Here is a 22,784-nt window from a genome sequence, read left to right as displayed (position 1 = left end):
TAAAATATGCTTAAATTTCGATTTTTTTAATCATAAATTTTGGCCTTTTTTGACGTAAATCATCGAGATGTTTTCCAAATGATGATAACATTTCCCAAAAATAAAGGAGAAAAGATGAGTCATAATCACGAGACCGTATCTAAACAAAAACATCCGACCAGCAAGCTAGTTCGTGTCTGCGACGCCGTCGCTATCGCGTTTTACATCATCATCGTAGGCGGCTTTTACCTCTACATTAGCCGCAACGTCGGCGTGCAATACGACTACTACGAAAAGCCTTTTGTTTTCTGCCTACCTTACGTCATCTGGTTTGCGACGACGCTAGCGATGATTTACGTTGCCTTGGTGCGCGAAAAGCTCAAAATGCTCTAAACGACGATAAGCCTGTCGCCCAAAACCGCTAAATTTATAAAATTTGCGATTTTTGGCGGTAAAATTTGCATCGGTTTGGATTAGATTATTTGCTTGTTTTTTGCCGTAAATTGGAAACTTTCCGACTATCAGACTAAATTTGCTCTTTTTATACCCGTGCTTTTGAACGGCTGATTTTGTAAATTCGTTTTTCACGCATCTTTTAGGTACAGTGCCTCGAAATTTGACTCGGCTTAAATTTAGCGATCAAATTTTAGCAACCATCGCGAACTAAAATTTAAAACAACTCCGCGTTTTTGTCGCCGTTCTAGACGTACTCCATCGCCCGAGCGATACGCTGCGCCTCGTCCCGACCGTGCATATCCTAGGTAAAACCCAGAGCCGCGTCGATACCAGCGCTCACGCCCGAGCTAGTGTAAAATTTTCCGCTAACGCACCACCTGGCCGCGCGTATCCAGCGCACATTCAGAGCCTCCGAGGTCGCCCACTGCCACGATAACTTGTTACTCGTGGCCTCCATGCCGTCCAAAAGTCCCGTTTTAGCTAGCAAAACCGAGCCTGTGCATACCGCTACCACGTGATCGTGTCTGCCCGCTAGCTCGCCCAAAATAGCGATAAACTCGCCATCATGCGCAAGCTCCCTAACCGCAAAACCGCCCGGCACGAGCAAAATATCAAATTTAGCTATTTCATCTAGCTTTCGCGTCCAAATTTTAGCGCTCGTACTGCTACCCATAAGCCCGCCAGTAGCCGAAAAATACTCTATCTCGTAGCATTTTCGCTCGCCTTCCAGCGCCCTAGATAGCGCCTCGGCAGGCCCCAGCGCGTCCATCGTAGTAAATCCCTCGTAAAGCAAAACGTTTAGCGCCTTCATCGCGATCCTTTGTCAAATTTAGTTTCAAATTTAGCCCAAATTTGATTACGAGCGGCTAAATTTAATGAGACTTTTCGCATTTGCGAGGTAAAATTACAAAATCATTTTAAATCAAATTTTTAAGGAAAGACGATGCCAAGCGACAGAGAAATAGAAGCGAGCGCAAAGCCGCAAAATATCGTAAAAATCGGCGCAAAACTGGGGCTAGACGAGGAGGCGCTAGACACCTTCGGCAAGCTAAAAGCCAAGATCGAACCGCGACTAGGCAGCGCGCCTAGCGCAAATCTCATCCTGGTTACCGCGACCAATCCGACCCCGTACGGCGAGGGTAAAACGACCGTGACCGTCGGGCTATCAGACGGCTTAGCGCGTATCGGCAAACGCGTGTGCGCCGCGCTTCGAGAGCCGAGCCTGGGGCCGGTTTTCGGTATAAAGGGCGGAGCGACGGGCGGCGGCTACTCGCAGGTGACGCCAAGCGAGGATATCAACCTGCACTTTAACGGCGACTTTCACGCTATCACCTCGGCAAATAACCTCATCGCGGCGATGCTAGACAATCACATCCACCACGGCAACGCCCTAAACATCGACCCTGCGCGCGTCGTTTTCAAGCGCTGCATGGATATGAACGACCGCTCGCTAAGAGAGATCGAAATCGGCCTTGAAAAGAGCAATAAATTTACCCGCAAGGACGGCTTCGTAATCACCGCCGCTAGCGAAATAATGGCGATCCTGTGCCTAGCAACCGACTTAAAAAATCTAAAAGAGCGCGTCGAAAATATAGTCGTCGCCTACGATAAAGAGGGCGGCCTCGTGCGCGCAAAATCCCTAAACTGCGCCGACGCCGTCTGCGTACTGCTAAAAGAGGCGATAAAACCAAACCTCGTGCAAACTCTAGAGGGCACGCCCGTGCTCATCCACGGCGGACCGTTCGCAAATATCGCGCACGGCTGCAACAGCGTGATCGCGACCAAAACAGCGCTAAATTTAGCGGGCTACGTCGTGACAGAGGCGGGTTTTGGCGCTGAGCTAGGAGCGCAAAAGTTCCTCGATATCAAGTGCCGCACCGCAGGACTTGCGCCAAAATGCGTCGTGCTAGTAAGTACCATCCGCTCGCTAAAATATAACGGCGGATGCGATAAAGACAGCATCTCGCAGCCAAATTTAGAAGCGCTAAAGCTAGGCGGCGAAAACCTAAAAGCCCACATAGAAAATCTCAAAAATTTTAACCAAAACGTCATCGTCGCGCTAAATAAATTCGCCTCGGACTCGGACGACGAGATCGCCCACGTACGCGCTCTTTGCGAGGAGTCTGGGGCTGAGTTTAGCGTGTGCGAGGGCTTTTTAAAAGGAAGCGCGGGCACAGAGGATCTGGCTAAAAAAGTCGCGCAAATCTGCGAAAAACCGGCTCGCGAGATAAACTTCACCTACGATGCAAGCGACTCCGTAAAAACCAAGATCGAAAAGATCGCGACTAAAATTTACGGCGCCAAAGACATCGTCTTTAGCCCGCGCGCGCAGAAGGATCTGGCCGAGATTTCGCGTCTAGGCTTTGAGAGTATGCCAGTTTGCGTCGCAAAAACGCAGTATAGCTTTAGCTCGGACGCTAAGCTGCTAGGAAGGCCCAAGGACTTTAGCTTCGAGGTTAGCGCGCTTGAGATCCGCGGGGGAGCGGGCTTTATCGTGGCGGTTAGCGGTGGGGCGATGCTGATGCCTGGGCTGCCTAAAGTGCCTGCAGCGGAGGGAATGAGCGTGCAATAAAACGGGTGCGAACAGCGTTTCAAGAAAATCTTTTGCTTCGGCTTCTGCTGTGTCAGTTGCTAACGATGTGGAGCGAGGCGGTCTGCGCCGAGATAGCAAATTTATGCGCCCCGCGCGCCATGCTTTGCACCTACACGGCGTCAAGCACGGTGCAAAAAGCCCTGAAAAACAGCGGTTTTGAGATAAATTTACTAAAAGGCTACGGCAAAAAACGCCAGATGATAAGAGCGATCTTTGTGGGCGAGCGCGAGAGTGAGCGCGAAATTTGGTTTAGTCGCTTTTGTGCGGGCACAAACACTGCGCCAAAGAGCGCGCTTGTCGTTGGCGGCGGGGTCGCCGGGTGCGTGAGCGCGTTTAAACTGCGCAAACTTGGACTTGACGTCACGATCGCCGAAAAGCGCACGAACATCGCTACAAACAGCTCTGGCAATCACTGCGGCATCCTGATGCCACTTATCACAAAGCCTGCGGTAAATTTAGGGCGCATGCATATGAATGCGTTTTTGCATGCGGTGCGATTTTACGGGCAAAATTTAACCCCCGAGCAGATCGAATTCACTGGCGTCATAAACTACGCACACGAGCAAAAGCTGGTGGAGCGTCTCTTGAAGTGGGAAGAATTTGACGCGGACAACGGCGTTTTTGAGATAAATTTGACATCCTCACCGCACCCGAGCGCATTTATCAAAAACGACGCAAAGGCTCGCCCGCGCAATATGTGCGAGGCGGTAAGTAGTGGGATAAAAACGTTGCTAAATCACGAATTTACGGGCTTTGAGAGCTTAGCAGACGGCAGAGTGCGCGCAGACTTTGCCGGCAAGGAGAGCATCGTCACGGACGTTTTGGTGCTTGCACTTGGTAGCGAAAGTATGGAGCCTTTCGCGCATTATGACGTCCCGCTAAGCTCGGTGCGCGGGCAGGTCACGCACATAAAGCCTGCATCAAGACCGCCGTGTCCCTAAGCGCGAAAGGCTACGTTTGCCCGGCAGCGGATGGCGTGCAGGTCGTGGGCGCGACGTATGACAGGAATTTATTTGTTAGTCAGACGCGAGCTAGCGACGATGAGAAAAATTTAGACGATGTTGCGGAGTTTTTGGACGGTAAATTTAGCGTTTTTAGGACGGAGCAAAATTTAGCTAAATTTGAGCACGGCTCGGACACCAGAAAGCCAAAGAGCGAGACGGAAATTTACGCTAGCGAGCGAGAGCGAATGTGCAAATTTGAACCTTTGCGAGGTGGTGTAAATTTAAAACGGCTTAAATTTAGTGATGATGTAAATTTAGGGTTGTTTGGCTGCGGTAAAAAATGATAAAGAGTAGAGGCGATACAAGGATACCAGATCGTATCCTCCCGTAAAGCAACCCGCCCTCGAAAGACGAACATGCAACGAGCATGGACATAAATGCGAGCGGGGTTTGTTACGAGCATAAAAAGTGATAAGCTATAAAGATACTGTTTGTATTCTCCCATTCGTTTATTATATATTTAATAAAAATTATAAATTAAAATTAGCGTTTTTAAACCGAAACTGGTATTTTTTGCCCAATAAAACATAAATTTAAGGCGGTCAGTAGAAGTTAAATTTAGGCTTCGTTGTAATAAAGTATTTATATTTGCTTTGCTTTTCATATGGTTGCAAGACAAAGTCGAAGTGTCTAAAAAATACAAACAGCACAACGAAGTAAAAATTAGAAAAACTGCACAAAACCTGGCATTTTTCACTCGGAAGCTTCGCTGGTTTTCCACTTCGCGTTACTCGTAACCCAAAGAGATGCTTTACTTCGTTTGCAACTGACAGCAGAAACCGAAGCAAAAATACTTTTTTTAACGCTTTTTGCGTCTGCATTGCTATTTGGAGTAAGTAGGGGTTGTCAAATGAGCACTAATGGCTTATCACAACAAATCATAAATTTGATATAAACACATCTATTCTCGCGTCAAATTTAACGCAACCACATTAAATTTATGCAGGTAAATTTAGGCTGCAAATTTATTAAATCTTATCCTTTTGTTTAAAAACTGCGACGATGATGAAGCTGATGATGACGAGCAAAACCCAGCTGGAAATTTTGCCGTATAACACGATGTTCCACTGCGCGGCTTGATTTGGGTATTGCCACGCGCCAAAGAAGGTCGCGAGATTTTCGGCGATCCAGATGAAAAACCCGATGAGACAAAAGGCAAGCACGAGCGGCATACGAAACTCGCGCTTGTATGGCGTAAAATGCACGAAAGTCTTGCGATAAACGAGAACGATCGCCGCGCACAAAACCCAGCAAAAATCGTAAATATAATGGTGCGTGAAAAATTTAAATATATCAAAAAGCACAGCAATAGGCTTGTTTTCCTACTGACCGGAGGCGTGACGCGCAGATTGAAAAGTCGCCATGCCTGCATGATGTAGCTGCCCACCGCCGCATACATAAAGCCCGAATACAGCGGCACCGTGTAAAGCTTCGTGTAGGCAAACTCGGGGTAGTTCCAAGAGCCTACGGCTGGGCTGGTCTTGTAAAGCTCGAGCATGAGTCCGATGACGTGAAACATCGTGATGGCGAGTAGTTCTTTTGGCGTTTCGAGCCTAAAAACGAGCATCAAAATTTGCAGCACCACGGCGGCGATCAATAAAAAATCATACCGCGGGATGAGTAAATTCAGGTAGCGCGACACAAAAAGCACGGCGAAAAACGAGCCGGCAAATACGCAAGCTCGAAGCTCTTTTAAGCCAAAGTGGAGGAAATTTATGGTGAAGGATTTTAGAGAGTGAATGGCTAAAAAATTTAGCATTAGACAAAGAATCTATAGCCATCTTGCACAGTTACAACCCCTTCATCATCTGTGCTTAATTCTACAGTCTTATAAAATATACTAAAATTTTCTATTTTTTCATAAGAGATTCCTGTCTTATTACTCATACCATTTATGCTAGGATAAATATAATATCTGCTAACAACATTTTCCAGTTTGTCCATATCAAAGTTACTCTTACTATTATAGTATAAATATGAACTGATAAAATATTTTAAAAACTGGAAAGAGGCTTTAAATTGCTTAATTGCCTTTTCTTTATGTTCTATGCATAGACTAGACTTTATTTCACAAAGATAAATTTGTAAATTACCATTACGAATCATAAAAAGAATAAAATCACAACAACAATCGGTAGAATGATTAACTAAAATATCTTTTACAGTATGCTTTTGCTCGTTCTGTCTTATAATCAAAACATCGTCTTTGTTTTTAAATTTAAGACGCACCTTTTTAATAATACTATCATTACCATTTTCATTTATAGTAAAATAGCATCCATTGGGTCTAATTTTAAGATCGTTATGGATGGCATTATAAAAATCTATCAAATCTTTATTTTGCATTTTTATTCTTTAAGATAGTCTCAAAAATGATTGCCCGATTGTTATTCTGTGCATCAATAGATTCATTGAAAGTATTCATAAAAATTCCACGCTCTTGATCTATCTTAATACTTTTTAAAATATTTTTCTTTTTTTCCTTTACAGCCAAATAGGCTTTTATCTTGCTCGCATCTAATTTATATTCTTCCTTATAATCCTTCTTTAACTCTATAATTTGTTGTTCTGATAAATTATGTAGCATTATACAATTACTAAGTTCATGCACCATATAGTCGCTGTGAGTCGTAATGAATACTTTTATATTAGCCCTTGATAGCAACACAATCAATCTAGCCAATAAAATTTGATTTTTTGGATGCAAGTTAAGCTCTGGCTCATCTATCATAAGAATATCGCCAACGCGAGCCTTATGAAGTATATAGTAGTTTAACATCACAAGAGATCTCACAGAACTTGAAGCTCTTTGAATCAAAAATTTACCCTTACTAGTAACTCTTTGTTTTGCTCCTGGTGCAAATTCTATACCCTCTGCAGACATTATATATTTTCCACCAACTATTTTATTAAGAATATCTAAAATTTCTTTATGCAAATTATTATCTTCTTTTTTTATAAAACTATCACTTTTTATTACTTGATCAAGCTCACGAATAAAATAAATATTATCTTTCACTGGCTTTGGATATCTAGTGTATCTTGTTCTAAGAACATCCAAAACAGTTCTCTCTATACTTTTACTACTAGTAGCTGTTGAAATTTTTTCAACTATTTCATTCTTATTTACATCCAGCTCTTTTTGAAACATAGAAGCACCAGTTCTTTCTGCGCTCAATATGAAAGCTTTTGGATATACTATAAAACATATGTAAGTAAATAAAATCATACAAAAATCTTGCAATTCTGCTACGGTAAAATTTTGATTTTTTTTATAATTAAAAATAAAATATTCTTTATTGGCATCTAATAGTTCAAAGTAAGTTGTTCTTTCATATGACATTATATTTTTTAATATGCTCATATCAAAATTTTTATCTTTTATATCTTGCAAAAAAAGCTCTAATATATTAGTTGTAAAAATACTTTCATTAAAGTCACCATCTTTACCAGCCAGAATTTCAGCTAAATTACTTTTGTATCCTTTTTCAATCCCATTAGAACAATCATTAATTAATTTCTCAAAATTTTCAAAAGATATTTTTATATTAGAGCCATCCTTTTCCAATAGGTGATAATCTTTTATGGACACTTCATCTATAGCGTCAAAGGCATAACTGTTTATTTCTTCAACAAATTTCAAAAATCCATATAAACTGTAAGTTGCATATGTTTTTCCAGTATTGTTTTCTCCGCATATAACTGTTATATCGCCAACTTCAAAATCTGCCTCATCCAAAATACCAATATTTCTTAAACTAACTTTCATGTTCTTCTCCGAATAATTCCTTAACATATTTTAACATAAAATATATACTATTTCTTCCCTTTCATCTCCGCCAATTCCCCAGCCAAAAATTCTCCTGTATAACTCCCCGTCTTTTTGAAATTTTTAGCCACGTCTTTGACGCTGCCTGTTGCGATGATTTTACCGCCCTTTGCGCCGCCCTCAGGCCCCATATCTACGATGTAGTCGCAGTTTTTGATGACGTCCATGTTGTGCTCGATGACAAAGACCGAGTTGCCAAGATCGACCAAATGGTGCAGCACGCGCACGAGCCTATCGACGTCTGCAAAATGCAGCCCCGTAGTCGGCTCATCAAGGATATAGAGCGTATTTCCCGTGTCCGAGCGGCTGAGCTCTTTTGCAAGCTTTACGCGCTGCGCCTCGCCGCCGCTTAGCGTCACGGCGTTTTGCCCCAGCGTGATGTAGCCTAGCCCCACGTCTTGCAGCGTCGTTAGTTTGCTAGCGATTTTAGGCACGGATTTAAAAAACTCCACCGCCTCGTCGATGCTCATATTTAGCACGTCGGCGATATTTTTGCCTTTGTAGAGGATTTCTAGCGTCTGCGCGTTGTAGCGGGTGCCGCCGCACGAGTCGCAGACGACGTTTACGTCGGGCAAAAAGTGCATCTCGATCGTGATCTCGCCCTCGCCTTGGCACTTTTCACAGCGTCCGCCCTTGACGTTAAAGCTAAACCTGCCGATCTTGTAGCCTCGCAGTTTGGCCTCTTTTGTCTGCGCAAAAAGCCCCCTGATCTCGTCCATCACGCCCGTATAGGTGGCAGGATTACTGCGCGGAGTGCGTCCGATCGGGCTTTGATCGAGATAGATCACTTTGTCTAGATTTTCAAGCCCACTCAAATTTACCCCCGCGACTTTTTTTACCTTTTTGGCGCGGTTTAGCTGCTCCTGGGCCTCTGGCAAAAGGGTTTGCAGCACGAGCGAGCTTTTACCCGAGCCCGAAACTCCCGTGATACCGACTAAATTTCTTAGCGGAAAGCGCGCTCTTAAATTTGATATATTATTGATATTTACGTTTGAGATCTCGAGCCACGTGTCGCTTTTGCGGTTTTTTTGGTAGTCGATTTCCTTTTCGCCGTTTATGTAAAGCGCCGTTTGCGTACTTGATCCTAGCAAGCTTTTCACATCGCCGGCAAAAACTATCTGTCCGCCGAATTTCCCCGCTCCAGGCCCGATATCCACGATGTAGTCGGCCTCCTCGATCGTCTTTTTATCGTGTTCGACGACGATAACGGAGTTGCCTTTTGCTTGCAAATTTCGCAGAGTTTTGATGAGCTTTAGCGTATCGCGCTCGTGCAGCCCAATACTAGGCTCGTCTAGTACGTACATCACGCCGCTAAGGCCCGATCCGATCTGGCTAGCGATCCTGATGCGCTGCGCTTCGCCGCCGCTAATCGTGCGCGCGTCGCGTCCGAGCGATAGATATCCCAGCCCCACGTCGTAGAGGAAAAACAGCCTCTCGTTTATCTCCTTAAATATCGGCTTTGCGATCGTTTTATCGTATTCGCTAAGGTAGCTAAAATTTGACTCGTCTGAGAAAAACGCGGTGCAGTTTTCGATACTCATGTCTAAAATTTCGCCGATACCGCGCCCTGCGACCTTGACGGCTAGGCTTTGAGGCTTTAGCCTGTGTCCTCCGCAGTCGTCGCAGACTTTTTCGCTCATGTATTCGTCGAAGTCCTTGTAGTCTTTTAGCAGTCCGTACGTGATTTTTAACGCACCTTCGAATTTGCGCAGCAGCTTGTTTTTCTTCCAGAAAAACTCGACCTCTTTTACGTTGCCGTAGAGCACGAGGCGCTTTTCATCCTCGCTAAGCTCGCCATACGGGCGCTTTGCGTCGATGCCGTTTTGCTCGCAAAAAGCCAGCAAAAATTTATAATAATAACTCATGTTGTAGCCGTAAAGCAGCTTTATCGCGCCGCCTTCGATGCTTTTTTCTTCGTCGATCACTTTGGTTAGATCCAGGCTATATCTGATACCAAGGCCGTCGCACCTCTCGCACGCGCCTTTTGGAGAGTTGAAGCTAAAGCTAAGCGGCTCAAGCGGCGTAAATGAAATTTTACAATCAAAGCACGCCGAGTGCTCGCTGTAGTGGATGAAACTCTCCTTTAGCCCGAGCTCTTCGGTATTTGCGATCTCGATCTCGACCTCGCCGTAGCTTTCATTCAGCGCTTTTTCCACGTCTTGAGCTAGGCGCTGCGCATTATCCGCGTCTATCACGATGCGGTCTACGATGAGCTTTATTGTGTGTTTTTTGGTTTTAGCCAGCTCGATCTCCTCGTCTAGGCGTACCTGCACGCCGTCTATCTGGGCGCGCACGTAGCCTTTGCCGCGTAAATTTTCGATCAAATCCGCCCACGTGCCCTTTTTCTCGCGCACGAGCGGAGCGTAGATGACGACTTTAGCGTCCTGGGGGAGCTTTTGGATCTCGTTTATGATGTCGCTAGCCGACATTTTAGAGATCGGTTTGCCGCACTTGTGGCAGTGCTGGATGCCGATACGAGCGTATAGAAGGCGCAGGTAGTCGTAAATTTCCGTTATCGTGCCCACGGTCGAGCGCGGGTTTTTGGACGTAGTTTTTTGATCTATCGCGATAGCGGGCGTTAGACCCTCAATCTTATCGACGTCGGGCTTGCCTACGCGGTCTAAAAACTGCCTGGCGTAGCTGCTAAGGCTCTCCATATATCTGCGCTGCCCTTCGGCATAAAGCGTGTCAAACGCTAGCGTACTCTTGCCGCTACCGCTAAGTCCGGTGAAAACTACGAGCTTGTTTTTCGGAATTTCGAGGTTTAAATTTTTTAGGTTGTGCTCGCGCGCGCCCGTGATTTTTATGGTGTCGTTCATTTTTTGCCTAAATTTACTTGGATTTAACGGCGTATATTGTATTATCATCGCTATAAAATTTCTATAAATTTAAAGGACGCGCAAATGAACGATATCCAAAAATCCTACGACGAGCTTCCCTATGTCTCGGGTGCTTTTGCGGAGACTTCTCCCGCATGCCTTGAGGCTTTGGCCTCTTTTTTGTCGCTAACTCCGCCGCCGTCCAAAACGGCTAAAGTGCTAGAAATCGGTTGCAGCTACGGCGGAAATTTATTTCCTTTTGCTATCGCAAATCCGCAGGCAAAGGCTCTTGGCATAGATCTAAGCGAGGTGCAGATAAATAAAGCCAAAGAGCTAGCCGCGCAAATGCGCGTGGATAATATAAAATTTATAGCAAAAGATATCTGCGATCTTACGGACACAGACGTGAGCGATTACGGAAAATTTGACTACATCGTCTGCCACGGCGTTTATAGCTGGGTACCGGACGCCGTAAAGGACGCGATCCTAAAAACGATCAAGCGATTTTTGAGCCCAAACGGCGTGGCCTACGTGAGCTACAACGTCTATCCGGGCTGGAAGATCAAGGATACGATCAGGGATTTTTTAGTCTTTGGCACCAAAGACGTACAAGGAGAAGCCGCAAAAGTAGCCAAAGCAAGGGAGCTTTTAAAAGTACTTGGAGAATACGCCAAATTTTGCCAAAAAGACGGCAACGTAAGCCAAATTTTCTTAAATTACGAAAGTCTAAAATTTCACATCGACTATATCTTATCCGCTAGCAACTCATATATAGCGCACGAGTATCTGGAAGTTTTTAACGATCCGATTTATTTTAAGGATTTTGCGGCCGATCTTGATAAAAACGGCCTTGCCTATCTCGCCGAGGTCGGACTGGAGGACGTTTTTCAGTCAAATTTGGGCATAGACGAATTTGACGCCTATATAGACGCGAATTTTAGCTCACGCATCGAAAAAGAACAGATGCTTGATTTTTTAACAAACAGGGTTTTTAGGCGTAGCATGATAACGCACAAAGACCTCGTTTCAGACGACTTTAGCGTAAATATCGGCGCGGACGAGCTTTGCAAGCTGCATATCTCGGCAAATTTCGACCGAGCAAAAGATGGCTACGTAAATATAAACGGTGTTCCGATGAAGCCGCAGTACGACTGGCTTTATCAGGTATTTACCGACGTTTATCCGGCAAGCGTAAATTTCGCCGACGTCGCAGCGCTTTTAAAAGACGATGAAAACGCGGTAAAATCGGCCTATTTTGGCTTTATGGAAATTTTAGCCGCAAACTGCGCAAAGCTAACGACCTACGAGCGCCCAAAAATCGCTTACGAAGCAGGCAAAAGCCGCCTAAAAGAGCGAGTACGAGGGTATTTTGAGTATTTTTCATCTAGCGACGAACCAGTGATAAAAATCTCCGACGAACTAAACGTGTCGGCAAATTTTTCACAGTTTGACGCCTTTATAGCGCTTAAGTTTAATGGAGAAAACTCGCTCGAAAATATCGCAAAGCAAACGGCGAAATTCGCACAAGAGCGTAAACTGGAGTTTGCCGTCAAAAACGGCACGATAAAAACCGCCAGCAAAAACGAATACCAAAAAGCGGCCGAAAACTACGTAAAAGACCTTGAGCTAAAACTAAGCGACGGCGGATTTTTAGAAAATTTCTAATTTTTTTGGGGGCGAATGCGATAAATTTGCCCCCTACATTTCCCGTAAATTTGACCGCGTTGTTTTAAATTTACGCAAGCTTCTAAACTCGCCAAAAGTAGTTTCAGCTATTAAAGAGGTAAAATTTAGCAAAACCAAAATTTATCGCAAATACTAAATTTAAGCAAAAAGCTTATTTATCATTATAATTAGCGTCGTGCAAATAAGCGCAAGCAGGCATCTTTTTTGGATAGCACGGTCGATCTTTTGCGCTAAAGCTACGCCAAATCTCACGCTTATAAGCGAGCCGATACCGACCAAAACGCCAACCTCGTACTGCACGAGCCCTTGCAAAGTTAGACTGATAAAGCCCGAAATCGACGAAAATATCACGAAAAATAGCCCCGTGCTGATCGCCTTTTTTATGTCGTAGTTTAAGAAATTTATCAAAACCGGCATGATGATAACAGAGCCTCCGATACCCACGCTGATCGCTACCGCGCCGACAAAAAGTCCTACGAAAAAAAGCGGTACGAGGGATGGATTATGCGCACCTTTTGGCTCAGGATTTTTAAAAAATAGCTTAATAACGTTAAAAATTTGAATGCAGATAAGCGTGAGAAGCAAAAATTTCGACGGAACGCTCGCTACAATAAAGCCGCTCGCGCTCGCCCCGCAAAAGCCGCCGCTGCCCAGAACCAAAGCGGGCTTTAGATCAAGGGTCTTATTTTTGAGATTTAAAAGCGAGCCGTAGACCGAACTAAACATCATCTGAAGGACGCTTACGCCGATTGCGTATTTGACGTCAAAGCCCAAAAACACGAGTATCGGTACGGCCGCCGCGCCGCCGCCGATGCCCAAAAATCCGGACAAAAAGCCTACAAATAACCCCAAACAAACGTAACCGAACGACGCAACCGATAAAATTTCCATAATCTCGCCTTAAAGTAAAATCCGATTTTAGCCGTTTTTGGGTAAAATTAATTTTAAAATTTAAAAAAGGGAAGTTATTGAAAAGATTGTTTTTGATGATTTTTGCGGGGTTAAATTTGGCCTTTGCCAGCGTCACGGCAGGCCAAAGCGAGCTAGAGATAGAAGCCGCGGTTAAGAGATTTCAAAGACTGCTTGACATGAAAGACGTTAGTGAATTTGCCGTAGTGCCTCATCACGTTTTCGCCGCGCAAACGGGAGTAAATTTGACGCCGTCGGTCACTGTGATTTTCGGCGCTCCAGGCGTACTTGCGCCGTTAATAGAGTGCGAGCCAAGCCTCGCGCTGGAGCTTCCGTTTAAGTTTTTATTTCAAAAAAGAGACGGCAAAACAGTCGTGAGCTTTGAGGATATAAAAAGCATCGCGGCTAGATACGGCGTCTTTGACTGCCACGCCCTAGACGCGGCACAAAGGCTAGAGCGCGAGCTTTTTGACGCCGCCGTCAAATAAAAATTAAGCTTAATTTTTATATAATCTGCGCTCATTAAAGGATGTTTTATGTTACTTTTGAGCCCCGTTTTTTATTACGAAAAGATCCGCGAAAAATTCGCCAACTCCTACCTCGCCGAGGACACGACGCAGACTATCGTCGGTATCGACTGCGAGTATATCAGCAGCGAGCAAACCGATTTTGCGGGGCTTAAGAGCTATTTTAAAGCTCAAAAATTTGACGCACCTTTTGCGGGGCTGTTTGGAGTGCTCGGCTACGGCGGGATAAAATATTTTGAAAAAATCCCCGAATTTAACGCCTCGCAGTACGATTTTCCCGACTTTTTCTACGCTAACGCCCGCGCCTACCTACACTTTGATAAAAATAGCAAAATTTACAGCTTTTACGGCGACCGCGAGCGGTATTACGATTTTTTAGTTAAATTTGGCGCGGAGGACGAAGCAAAAGCCGACGAGGACCGCGCAAAAAGGCAGAGCAAATATAAAATTTTAACCGATTTAGACGGCGAAAAAGAGCATTTTCTGAGTATCGCAAAGCGCGCCAAAGAGTACCTAAAAAGCGGCGACGTCTTCCAAGTTGTGCTAAGCGAACAGCTAAAACTAGCCTCGGATATGGATAGCCTAGACTTCTACCGAGCCTTGAGCGAGTCAAATCCGAGCCCGTATATGTTTCACTTTCCGACCCCGTACGGCGACGTCGCGGGCTCTAGCCCCGAGCTAGTCTGCGAGATAAAAGAGGGCAAGATCTACGTCGCGCCTATCGCAGGCACGCGCGGACGCGGCAAAGACGCGATAGAAGACGCCGCGCTCGAGCGCGAACTGCTAAGCGACGAAAAGGAGCTAGCCGAGCACAAAATGCTCATAGACCTCGCTCGCAACGACATTGGCCGCGTCAGCAAGCCAAAAAGCGTCGCAGTCAAAAACGCCATGCGCATCGTGCGCTACGAGAGCGTGATGCACATCGTCTCCGACGTCTACGGCGCAAAATCAGACTATCTAGACGCGTTTGACGCAGTCGGCAGCATCTTCCCCGCAGGTACGCTCAGCGGCACGCCAAAGATCCGCGCCATGGAGATCATCGCCGAGCTTGAGTCATATAGGCGCAACGCATACGGCGGCGGCATAGGATTTTTCCACTTTAACGGCGACGCGCAAATGGCGATTTTGATTAGAAGCGCGATATTTGCGCGTAAATTTGGTGGCAAATTTGACGATAGCGGGCACGACCCGCACCTTGACGGCGCAAACGAGTCAAATTTAAAAAGCGGCGAGCTTGAGGGAAATTTTGCCGAAATTTTCGTACAGGCAGGAGCCGGCATCGTGATAGATAGCGTGCCGGAATACGAATATAAAGAAATTTCCAAAAAACGCGCCTCGGTGCTAAACGTGTTCGCAAAAAACGCAATGGAAATTTGAGAAATTTGACCTGCACGTAGTGCAGCAACCTCTCACGTGCAGTGGGGTTAGAGAGGGCTTGGGAGAGGGTCTGCCTCCGACAGTTACGAGCGCAAAGCGCGAAGTAAAGGAAGGCGACGCTCTACTTCACTTTGTTTGTAGCTGCAAGCAGACCGTAAGTAGAACCCCTTCCTCTCCCAAAAAAAGTAAAATTCGGTTTTAAAGAAAGTAAATTTTTAAAATATTACTCGCTCAAAGCGGTTACCTACCAAATTTCGGCTTCACTAACGCTTAGCACGAAATTTGGAGGCGAAAGCTTTTCGGTCGTAAAATTTTAAAAATTTTTTAGAAACGAAAATTAATATTTTCAAGATGCGGGTCTCGGCGAGTAAATTTGGCTTCAAATTTGAATATAAAACGATAAGGCGAAGTATTTTTTCTTTAGACGAGGCGGAAACGACGGAGGCGAGGGAGCGGACTGGTCGTCCGTGACCGAAGCCGACCGAGTTTCTAACGAAGTATAAAGGAAAAAAACAAGCCGCAAAAAAGGAGAAAATTTTGATTTTATTGATCGACAATTACGACAGCTTCGTCTTCAACGTAGAACAATACCTACGCGAGCTAACCGACGAAGAAGTGTGCTGCGTGCGCAACGACAAGATCACGCTAGACGAAATCCGCAGGCTAAATCCGAGCAAAATCGTGCTTAGCCCTGGGCCAAAACACCCGCAAGATAGCGGCATTTGCCTAGAGATTTTACGAAGCGACATCGCCGCGCCGATACTTGGTATCTGCCTCGGACATCAGGCGATCGGGCTCGTGCACGGCGCCAAAATCAAGCGCCTAGAAAAACCCTATCACGGCAAAACTTCGCTAATAAAAGTTAGCCGCAAAGAGCCGTTATTTACGGGGCTGCCGGATGAATTTGAGGTCATGCGCTACCACTCACTTTACGTGGACGAACTACCGTCAAATTTAGAGGCTTCAGCCGTGAGCGAGGACGGCGTAGTGATGGCTCTTAGCGCGAGAGACAGGCCGATTTTTGGTATCCAGTTTCACCCCGAGAGCTACTTCACGCAGTATGGCAAAAAAATTATCGAAAATTTCATAAACTACGAAGCAGCGCCTGCGGCAGACGTCGCCAAAGAGCCAAAGATCCGCCCACTCAAGTCGTTTCTAATCAAACTACAAGAAAACGAACGCCTAGACGACCGCGACTTTGAGCAAATTTGCGAAATCATCGCAAGCAAAGAGTACGAGATCACGCAGCTAGCCGCACTTTTGGTGCTAATCAGCGAAAAAAGCCTCTATCCGCAAAGCCTCGCAAGCCTCGCCAAAAACATCCTAAAATACTCACAGACCTACCGCGATCCCTCGCCGATGATCGACCTTTGCGGCACGGGCGGCGACGGCTTTAAAACGATAAATATATCAACGACCGTCGCGTTTATCCTAGCAAGCCTTGGCGTCAAGGTCGCAAAGCACGGAAACAAAGCCGTTTCTAGCAAATCGGGCAGCTCGGACGTGCTGGAAATTTTGGGCGTTCATAGCTCAAATTCGCTCCTAGGGCAGCGCGAGCTACTAAACGATAAAAATTTGGCCTTTTTCCACGCGCCGTTTTTCCATCCGTTAGTTGGCGAAGTGCGCGAAGTGCGCCAACGTCTAGGTATCCGCACGGTTTTTAACGTGCTTGGCCCGCTGCTAAATCCAAATTTAGCGCTCAAAAATCAGCTTGTAGGCGTCTATCACAAGCCCGTTTTGCGCCTCTATGCCGAGACGCTGCAGCTGCTGGGACGCGAGCGAGCGCTAGTAGTTCGCGGCGAGGACGGACTAGATGAGATCAGTCTATGCGATGAGACGCGCGTCGTGGAGCTACGCGGCGGCCAGATCAGCGAGTACAGCATCACGCCCGAGCAGTTTGGCTTCAAACGGGCGTTTCACAGCGAGATCGAGGGTGGCACGCCTGAGCAAAACGCCAAAATTTTAAAGCAAATTTTAAAAGGCGAGCTGGACGGACCGAAATTTGACGTAGTCGTTCTAAACGCGATGTTTGCACTCTATGTAGCAGGCGTCGCTGATAGCCCAGCGCAGGCCAAAGAGGTCATCCTGGATGCGATAAAAAGCGGCAAAGTTTATCGCTATTTCGAGGACTACGTGCGAGGCGAAGTGTGACGCTGGTTAAAATTTGCGGTATCAAAACGCCTGCGGAGGCGCGCGATGTGGCGAGCCTGGACGTAGATTTTTTGGGCGCGATATTTGCCAAAAGCAAACGCCAAGTGAGTGCGCAAACGGCGCGCGAGATAGCTGACATCGCGCACGCGGCGGGTAAAAAATGCGTCGGAGTTTTTGCAGAGCAAAGCGACTGCGAGATAATGGAAATTTGCGAATTTGTCGCTCTTGACGTCGCGCAGATCCACGGCGAGGTTAGCTCAAATTTGTACGCAAATTTAAAGGCGATGGGGCTAGAGGTTTGGCGCGTTTATAGCGTACTAGACGAGCTGCCTGCCGTCGATACCGCACTTTGCGATATGCCGCTTTTTGACTGCAAGGGGCAAAACGTCGGCGGCAACGGCATTAGCTTTGATTGGGAGATTTTGCGGGGGGTCAAATTTGACTTTGGCATGGCGGGCGGTATCGGCGAACATAACGCGCGCGAAGCGATCAAATTTAACCCGCGAGTGCTCGATCTAAACTCAAAAGTCGAGGATGAAAACGGTATAAAATCGGCGGAAAAAATAAAGAAAATTTTGGAGCTGATAAAGGCGTAAATTTGCTTGCGGCGAAGGCAAATTTACGCCCTTGCCGCCTCGTCTAAATAAAATATCGCATGTTTTAAATTTACTCATTTTGCCCGCTTGCCGGCTAACGCTGCCATACCGCACACAAAATAAGCCTAATAAAAACTTAAAATGCTAAAATAGAACGAAAATTTAAAGGATACCGATGAACACTAAAGCATATTTCGGAAAATTCGGCGGACAGTTCGTGCCGGAAACCGTTATGTTCGCGCTAGACGAGCTCGAGGCTGCATATGAGCGCATAGTAAAAACGGCTGAATTTGAGGCCGAGCTAGACGACCTACTAAAAAACTATGTCGGACGCCCGAGCCCGCTATATCACGCAAAACGCCTAAGCGAGCACTATGGGCATGAAATTTACCTCAAGCGCGAGGATCTAAATCACACGGGCGCGCATAAGATAAACAATGCCCTGGCTCAAGCCTTGCTCGCCAAAAAAATGGGCAAAAAGAAGGTCTTAGCCGAGACCGGCGCGGGTCAGCACGGCGTGGCGACTGCGACCGCGGCGGCATTGCTCGGCCTTGAGTGCGACGTATATATGGGCGCGACAGACGTCGAGCGTCAGCAGCTAAACGCGTTTCGCATGCAGCTTTTGGGCGCCAGAGTCGTGAGCGTAGAAGAGGGTCTAAAAACGCTAAAAGAAGCCACCACCGCGGCGATCCAAGCGTGGGTAAACGAGATAGAAAGCGCCTTTTACGTCATCGGCTCGGCAGTCGGCCCGCACCCGTATCCTAGGATCGTGCGCGACTTTCAGAGTATCATCGGCCGCGAGACCAAGGCTCAGCTAAAAGAATACGGCGTACATCCGGACTACGTCATCGCCTGCGTCGGCGGCGGCAGCAACGCCATCGGTATCTTTAGCGCGTTTTTGGGCGATGCGGACGTAAATTTGATCGGAGTCGAGGCTGCAGGCCTAGGCGCACACACGCCGTATCACGCCGCGACGCTAACAAAGGGCCGCACGGGCATCATCCACGGTATGAAAACGATCGTGCTTCAAGACGAATACGGCATGATCGAGCCGGTACATAGTATCTCGGCGGGGCTTGATTATCCTGGCGTGGGCCCAGAGCACGCGCACCTGCACGAGAGCAAGCGAGCCGCCTACTACGGCGTCACTGATGATGAATGCATAAACGCGCTATATCTAACCAGCCGCCTAGAAGGCATCATACCTGCGATCGAGAGCTCGCACGCGTTAGCGTATTTAGAAAAGCTATGTCCAAATTTGACGAAAAAAAGCGTCATCGTCGTAAACGTCTCGGGGCGCGGCGACAAGGACATAAACACCGTGATGAGCTACGAGAAAGGAAAAATTTATGGCTAAGGTAAAAGACGCGTTCGCAGGCAAAAAAGCAAACATCGGCTACGTCGTGGCGGGATATCCTAGCACCAAGGCGACGAAGGAATTTTTATTAAATTTAGACGGCAGCTGCCTGGATCTACTAGAACTTGGTATCCCATACTCCGATCCGCTCGCAGACGGCAAACTCATCGCGCAGGCTAGCTTTGAAACCGCCGCAAAGGGCGTAAATACAGGCACGGTATTTACCATGCTAGAGGAGTGCAAAGGCAAGATAAATAAACCCGTCGTTTTTCTCGTGTATTTTAACATCGTATTTGCTTACGGCGTAGAGAGATTTATCGCTCGCTCAAAAGATGTCGGTATCGCGGGTTTCATCATCCCAGATCTGCCGTTTGAGGAGAGCGAGGAGGTAGCGGGGCTGTGCGCTAAATTTGACCTTGATCTCATACCGCTAATCAGCGTAACTTCGCAAAACCGCGCGGATAAAATTTTAAAATTCGGCTCGGGCTTTATCTATGCACTCGGCGCTATCGGCGTGAGCGGGTCGCAGCGAGCCAGCGAGGAGAGGCTAAAGGCGCTCGTAGAGGGTCTAAAAAAAAGAAGCGATCTGCCTGTCGCGGTGGGCTTTGGCGTGAAAAATAAAAACGACGCCGACGAGGTAAAAACCTATGCCGACGGAGCGATAATCGGTACCGAGATAGTAAAGCTCACGGCCAAATTTGAGGGCGAAGAGCTGATAAAGCAAATCAATAAACTTTTTTAAATTTAGCCGCGTTTGCGTTAAATTTAAGTATAATCAAAAAATTTCGTTTAAAGGACGGCGCGATGATGGACGTTGCGGAGCTTGGGATCAAGCATCTGTGCGAGGATACTCTGGGCTACAAGGTAGAAAAAGCAAAGAGCGCGGAGGGTGAATTTTACGGATCGAGCTTGCCGATTTTTAAGGGCAAAGAGGAGTTTCACTTTTATCTTTATTTTAAAAAAGATACGCTAAATCGCTTTGCTAGCGTGCTTCTTGGCGTCGATAAACTAGCCGAAGACGAGCTAAGCGATATCTGCAAAGAAGTGGCCAATCTCGCAATCGGCTACGCCAAAAATCTACTAAACGAACGCGAAGCAAACGCCTATAAACTAGGCACTCCGGAGTATCTAGGCAGGACGAGCTTTCACGTCAAACTAGACGATAAACGCGTCTATAAGATCAAAAATAGAACATTTCAAATAGGATATAAAAAAGGATGAGCGAAGAACTACAAGAGATAAATGCCGCAGAAACGGCGCTGCAAGGGGTTCAGGAGATGTTGCAAGAGCGCGGCGGGCTTTTTAAAAGCTACGACGAGCTGATGGATATCGGAGTGGATTTTATCTCAGAGCTTGGCACCACGACTATTAGCGTAAAACAGCTCTTAAAGCTCGAAGTTGGCTCGGTAATCGATCTAGAAAAGCCTGCCGGCGAGAGCGTGGAGCTTTTTATAAACAACCGAATTTTCGGCAAGGGCGAAGTTATGGTTTACGAAAAAAATCTCGCCATAAGGATAAATGAAATCCTAGACTCAAAATCCGTCATCCAGTACTTCAAACGAGAGCAGCTATGAGGATTTTTGCTGCGCTTTTACTGTTTTTCGCCGCACTTTGGGGTTCAAATTTATCCACTTACAACATTTACGAGCGTAGCGACCGCGTGGATATCATGCTTAGCTTTGACGCGCCTTATAGCGGGACTATCCTGCAAGAGCGCAAAGACGGCGCGATAACCCTGCTTTTTAAAGACCTGCAAAACGATCAGAGTATCGAAAAAAGCGTAAATTCAAACATACTGCAAGAGCTTTTGTTTGAACCCAGAGGCCAAAATTTAGCCCTCGTGATAAAGAGTGCGGCCGAAGTGTCCGTTAGCGCGTCAAAGACCACCGACGGGTTTGGCCTGCGCGTGCGAGTAACGCCCCAAGCTGCGATAAATTCACCCGCCACTACTGCCATATCCTCGCAAGAAACTAAAGAAAATATAACCGAAACGTCAAATTTATCAGGCGATCAAAACGGCTCAAATTTGAGCGCGTCGACTCAAAGCCCGGGCTTAAATTTAGCCCCGCAAAGCGGCGACGTAAATTTTATGACGCAGAGTATGGGCGATATGGTAGACTATAGATACTATTCAGTTTTGGGCATTTTGGCGCTACTTTTGCTCGCGCTTTTATTCGTCAAAACAAAACTAAAAAACAAGCAAAATGCATTTAAAACAAAGCAAAAAAACGACTGGTTTGAAAAGGTAAAAAAAGACGAAGAGGTGGAGATAATCTACGAAAAACCGCTTGATGGCGTCAATAAAGTCGTGCTTTTTCAGCACCTTGACAGGCGCTACCTCGTGCTAACGGGCGCCTCAAACGTGCTTTTGGATAAATTCGGCGAAGAACAGATGACGAGCGAGCAGGACTTCCAGAGCTTTTTTGAAGAAAATCAAAAAAAGCTAAACGCCTACATCGAAAACCGCCAACCTCTGGACGCATATAAAGACAAGGCGAGTATAGACTAAAATTCGGATATAAATTTGGCTAAAAACGATTTAGAAATTTTAAAAGAATTTATAAACGATAAAGAGGCTCAAGAAAAATTTAACGCTATCAAAAATAGCGTAATGGACTTTAATATCTTTGAAATTACGGGTCTTGGCAATCAAGAAATAAAACACTCAAACACCCTAGCTTGGCTTTTTGGAGATAATGAACACGGGTTAAGGTATCAAATTTTAGAAGGATTTTTAAAATTTACGTTAGAAAATAGTGATAATACTTTAGAAAGCTACGAAAATTTAGAAAAATATCTAAAAACTCAAGAAAAAAATATAAGAGTTTTTAGAGAAAGCGACAATATTGATCTTTTGCTAATTGACGAAAATAATAAACTTGTCATAACGATAGAAAACAAGGTTGAAGCGGATGAAGGCAAAGAACAGTTGCTCAAATATCGCAAATTTATTGACGATAAATATAAGGATTTTGAAAGAATTTATATTTTCTTGACAAAAGACGGTCGCTTGCCTGAGGATAAGACAGAGCGAGGCCGGTGGTTAATAGCGACATACAAAACGATAGGCGATAGCATAGAATGCTCGCTACAAAACAATAAGCTATCTCAAAAAGCAAATATAATTTTATCCAGCTATGTCGATTTGCTAAAAAGGAGAAATATCATGGGCGACAAAGAACTACAAAATTTATGCGAGCAAATTTGGGACAAATATGAAAAAGAGCTTCAAATTTTAATTAGCTATAAAAGGACAAAATTAGATAAGTTGTTTGAGGCAATAAAAAATACACTAGAAGAGAGAGGTATAGAAATCTATAAAGATAGTCGTCTAAACAACCTATATCTAATAAGAACAAAAAATGCCGATTATATATACAACTTTATGTACAGCAAAAATGCAAAGGAAGCAAACAAAGAAAGAAAATATGCTATAGACATCCAATTTAATATAACGAAGGAAGAATATATTTGGATTGGATATGATGGTAGCTATAAACA

20 protein-coding genes and 1 pseudogene are annotated in these 22,784 nt (G+C 45.6%); 15 read left to right on the top strand and 6 right to left on the bottom strand.

Going from position 1 to position 22,784, the window contains the following annotated elements:
* Positions 1-114 precede the first annotated feature (114 nt).
* A complete protein-coding gene (locus QZ157_RS08045) occupies positions 115-372 on the top strand; it encodes a hypothetical protein (protein ID WP_295144113.1) in 258 nt (85 codons plus the stop codon).
* Positions 373-736: 364 nt separating this feature from the next.
* On the opposite strand, the gene QZ157_RS08040 is transcribed toward QZ157_RS08045, so the two are convergent.
* Positions 737-1,246, bottom strand: coding sequence for a DJ-1/PfpI family protein (locus tag QZ157_RS08040; RefSeq protein WP_295144111.1), 510 nt, complete (start codon positions 1,244-1,246; stop codon positions 737-739).
* Between the two features lie 132 nt (positions 1,247-1,378).
* On the opposite strand from QZ157_RS08040, the gene QZ157_RS08035 reads away from it, so the two are divergent.
* The 3 genes from QZ157_RS08035 to QZ157_RS08025 are packed head-to-tail and all read left to right on the top strand — an operon-like array spanning position 1,379 to position 4,316.
* On the top strand, positions 1,379-3,007 hold the full coding sequence (locus QZ157_RS08035; RefSeq protein WP_295144108.1) for a formate--tetrahydrofolate ligase: 1,629 nt from the start codon (positions 1,379-1,381) through the stop codon (positions 3,005-3,007).
* Between the two features lie 32 nt (positions 3,008-3,039).
* On the top strand, positions 3,040-3,969 hold the full coding sequence (locus QZ157_RS08030; protein WP_295144105.1) for an FAD-dependent oxidoreductase: 930 nt from the start codon (positions 3,040-3,042) through the stop codon (positions 3,967-3,969).
* Positions 3,960-4,316 carry a hypothetical protein gene (locus QZ157_RS08025; protein WP_295144102.1) on the top strand — a complete coding sequence of 119 codons (357 nt, stop codon included), beginning with the start codon at positions 3,960-3,962 and terminating at the stop codon, positions 4,314-4,316. Before QZ157_RS08030 ends, QZ157_RS08025 begins: the two co-directional genes overlap by 10 nt.
* A gap of 684 nt (positions 4,317-5,000) precedes the next feature.
* Here the strand turns inward: QZ157_RS08025 and QZ157_RS08020 are convergent.
* The 4 genes and pseudogenes from QZ157_RS08020 to uvrA all read right to left on the bottom strand — a co-directional run bounded on the left by QZ157_RS08020 (position 5,001) and on the right by uvrA (position 10,680).
* Positions 5,001-5,791: pseudogene (locus QZ157_RS08020) on the bottom strand (DUF817 domain-containing protein).
* Entirely contained in the window at positions 5,791-6,378 is a 588-nt protein-coding gene (locus QZ157_RS08015; RefSeq protein WP_295144096.1) for a hypothetical protein, read from the bottom strand. Before QZ157_RS08015 ends, QZ157_RS08020 begins: the two are co-directional and overlap by 1 nt.
* Complete coding sequence (locus QZ157_RS08010) at positions 6,368-7,801, bottom strand: AAA family ATPase (protein WP_295144093.1); 1,434 nt, start codon at positions 7,799-7,801, stop codon at positions 6,368-6,370. The genes QZ157_RS08015 and QZ157_RS08010 overlap by 11 nt, the downstream gene beginning before the upstream one ends.
* A 47-nt stretch (positions 7,802-7,848) precedes the next feature.
* Complete coding sequence (uvrA, locus tag QZ157_RS08005; protein ID WP_295144090.1) at positions 7,849-10,680, bottom strand: excinuclease ABC subunit UvrA; 2,832 nt, start codon at positions 10,678-10,680, stop codon at positions 7,849-7,851.
* Positions 10,681-10,764: 84 nt separating this feature from the next.
* Here uvrA and QZ157_RS08000 point away from each other — a divergent pair, with 84 nt between their 5' ends.
* Positions 10,765-12,345, top strand: a complete 1,581-nt coding sequence (locus QZ157_RS08000) for a class I SAM-dependent methyltransferase (protein WP_295144086.1) — start codon at positions 10,765-10,767, stop codon at positions 12,343-12,345.
* A gap of 159 nt (positions 12,346-12,504) precedes the next feature.
* On the opposite strand, the gene QZ157_RS07995 is transcribed toward QZ157_RS08000, so the two are convergent.
* Positions 12,505-13,257 (bottom strand): sulfite exporter TauE/SafE family protein, encoded by a 753-nt coding sequence (locus QZ157_RS07995; RefSeq protein ID WP_295144083.1) that lies wholly within the window; start codon positions 13,255-13,257, stop codon positions 12,505-12,507.
* A 77-nt stretch (positions 13,258-13,334) separates the two neighbouring features.
* On the opposite strand from QZ157_RS07995, the gene QZ157_RS07990 reads away from it, so the two are divergent.
* The 10 genes from QZ157_RS07990 to QZ157_RS07945 all read left to right on the top strand — a co-directional run.
* Positions 13,335-13,763 carry a DUF302 domain-containing protein gene (locus tag QZ157_RS07990; protein ID WP_295144080.1) on the top strand — a complete coding sequence of 143 codons (429 nt, stop codon included), beginning with the start codon at positions 13,335-13,337 and terminating at the stop codon, positions 13,761-13,763.
* A gap of 48 nt (positions 13,764-13,811) precedes the next feature.
* Complete coding sequence (locus QZ157_RS07985; protein WP_295144078.1) at positions 13,812-15,179, top strand: anthranilate synthase component I family protein; 1,368 nt, start codon at positions 13,812-13,814, stop codon at positions 15,177-15,179.
* Between the two features lie 537 nt (positions 15,180-15,716).
* Positions 15,717-17,330 carry an anthranilate phosphoribosyltransferase gene (trpD, locus tag QZ157_RS07980; protein ID WP_295144076.1) on the top strand — a complete coding sequence of 538 codons (1,614 nt, stop codon included), beginning with the start codon at positions 15,717-15,719 and terminating at the stop codon, positions 17,328-17,330.
* Positions 17,327-17,926, top strand: coding sequence for a phosphoribosylanthranilate isomerase (locus tag QZ157_RS07975; RefSeq protein WP_295144074.1), 600 nt, complete (start codon positions 17,327-17,329; stop codon positions 17,924-17,926). The genes trpD and QZ157_RS07975 overlap by 4 nt, the downstream gene beginning before the upstream one ends.
* Positions 17,927-18,101: 175 nt before the next feature.
* Positions 18,102-19,283: a tryptophan synthase subunit beta gene (gene trpB / locus QZ157_RS07970; protein WP_295144072.1), complete on the top strand. Its 1,182-nt coding sequence runs from the start codon at positions 18,102-18,104 to the stop codon at positions 19,281-19,283.
* Positions 19,276-20,025 (top strand): tryptophan synthase subunit alpha, encoded by a 750-nt coding sequence (gene trpA / locus QZ157_RS07965; protein WP_295144069.1) that lies wholly within the window; start codon positions 19,276-19,278, stop codon positions 20,023-20,025. The genes trpB and trpA overlap by 8 nt, the downstream gene beginning before the upstream one ends.
* A gap of 65 nt (positions 20,026-20,090) precedes the next feature.
* On the top strand, positions 20,091-20,504 hold the full coding sequence (locus QZ157_RS07960) for a chemotaxis protein CheX (protein WP_295144127.1): 414 nt from the start codon (positions 20,091-20,093) through the stop codon (positions 20,502-20,504).
* A gap of 56 nt (positions 20,505-20,560) precedes the next feature.
* Positions 20,561-20,857 (top strand): flagellar motor switch protein FliN, encoded by a 297-nt coding sequence (gene fliN, locus QZ157_RS07955; RefSeq protein ID WP_034957998.1) that lies wholly within the window; start codon positions 20,561-20,563, stop codon positions 20,855-20,857.
* Positions 20,854-21,792, top strand: coding sequence for an excinuclease ABC subunit A (locus QZ157_RS07950; protein ID WP_295144066.1), 939 nt, complete (start codon positions 20,854-20,856; stop codon positions 21,790-21,792). Before fliN ends, QZ157_RS07950 begins: the two co-directional genes overlap by 4 nt.
* A gap of 15 nt (positions 21,793-21,807) precedes the next feature.
* Positions 21,808-22,784: PD-(D/E)XK nuclease family protein (locus tag QZ157_RS07945; protein WP_295144063.1), on the top strand; the 977-nt coding region annotated here is incomplete at its 3' end.

The organism is uncultured Campylobacter sp. (genome assembly GCF_905372745.1).
Classification (GTDB): Bacteria; Campylobacterota; Campylobacteria; order Campylobacterales; family Campylobacteraceae; genus Campylobacter_A.
Note: the sequence above shows the minus strand (reverse complement) of the source record. Positions and strands in the feature narration are given on the sequence as shown.

What these genes read in the sequence shown, in the direction of transcription:
- QZ157_RS08045 (WP_295144113.1), top strand. Translation starts at nt 115, where the DNA reads ATGAGTCATAATCACGAGACCGTATCTAAACAAAAACATCCGACCAGC.
- QZ157_RS08040 (WP_295144111.1), bottom strand. Translation starts at nt 1,246, where the DNA reads ATGAAGGCGCTAAACGTTTTGCTTTACGAGGGATTTACTACGATGGAC.
- QZ157_RS08035 (WP_295144108.1), top strand. Translation starts at nt 1,379, where the DNA reads ATGCCAAGCGACAGAGAAATAGAAGCGAGCGCAAAGCCGCAAAATATC.
- QZ157_RS08015 (WP_295144096.1), bottom strand. Translation starts at nt 6,378, where the DNA reads ATGCAAAATAAAGATTTGATAGATTTTTATAATGCCATCCATAACGAT.
- QZ157_RS08010 (WP_295144093.1), bottom strand. Translation starts at nt 7,801, where the DNA reads ATGAAAGTTAGTTTAAGAAATATTGGTATTTTGGATGAGGCAGATTTT.
- uvrA (WP_295144090.1), bottom strand. Translation starts at nt 10,680, where the DNA reads ATGAACGACACCATAAAAATCACGGGCGCGCGCGAGCACAACCTAAAA.
- QZ157_RS08000 (WP_295144086.1), top strand. Translation starts at nt 10,765, where the DNA reads ATGAACGATATCCAAAAATCCTACGACGAGCTTCCCTATGTCTCGGGT.
- QZ157_RS07995 (WP_295144083.1), bottom strand. Translation starts at nt 13,257, where the DNA reads ATGGAAATTTTATCGGTTGCGTCGTTCGGTTACGTTTGTTTGGGGTTA.
- QZ157_RS07985 (WP_295144078.1), top strand. Translation starts at nt 13,812, where the DNA reads ATGTTACTTTTGAGCCCCGTTTTTTATTACGAAAAGATCCGCGAAAAA.
- trpB (WP_295144072.1), top strand. Translation starts at nt 18,102, where the DNA reads ATGAACACTAAAGCATATTTCGGAAAATTCGGCGGACAGTTCGTGCCG.
- trpA (WP_295144069.1), top strand. Translation starts at nt 19,276, where the DNA reads ATGGCTAAGGTAAAAGACGCGTTCGCAGGCAAAAAAGCAAACATCGGC.
- QZ157_RS07960 (WP_295144127.1), top strand. Translation starts at nt 20,091, where the DNA reads ATGGACGTTGCGGAGCTTGGGATCAAGCATCTGTGCGAGGATACTCTG.
- fliN (WP_034957998.1), top strand. Translation starts at nt 20,561, where the DNA reads ATGTTGCAAGAGCGCGGCGGGCTTTTTAAAAGCTACGACGAGCTGATG.
- QZ157_RS07950 (WP_295144066.1), top strand. Translation starts at nt 20,854, where the DNA reads ATGAGGATTTTTGCTGCGCTTTTACTGTTTTTCGCCGCACTTTGGGGT.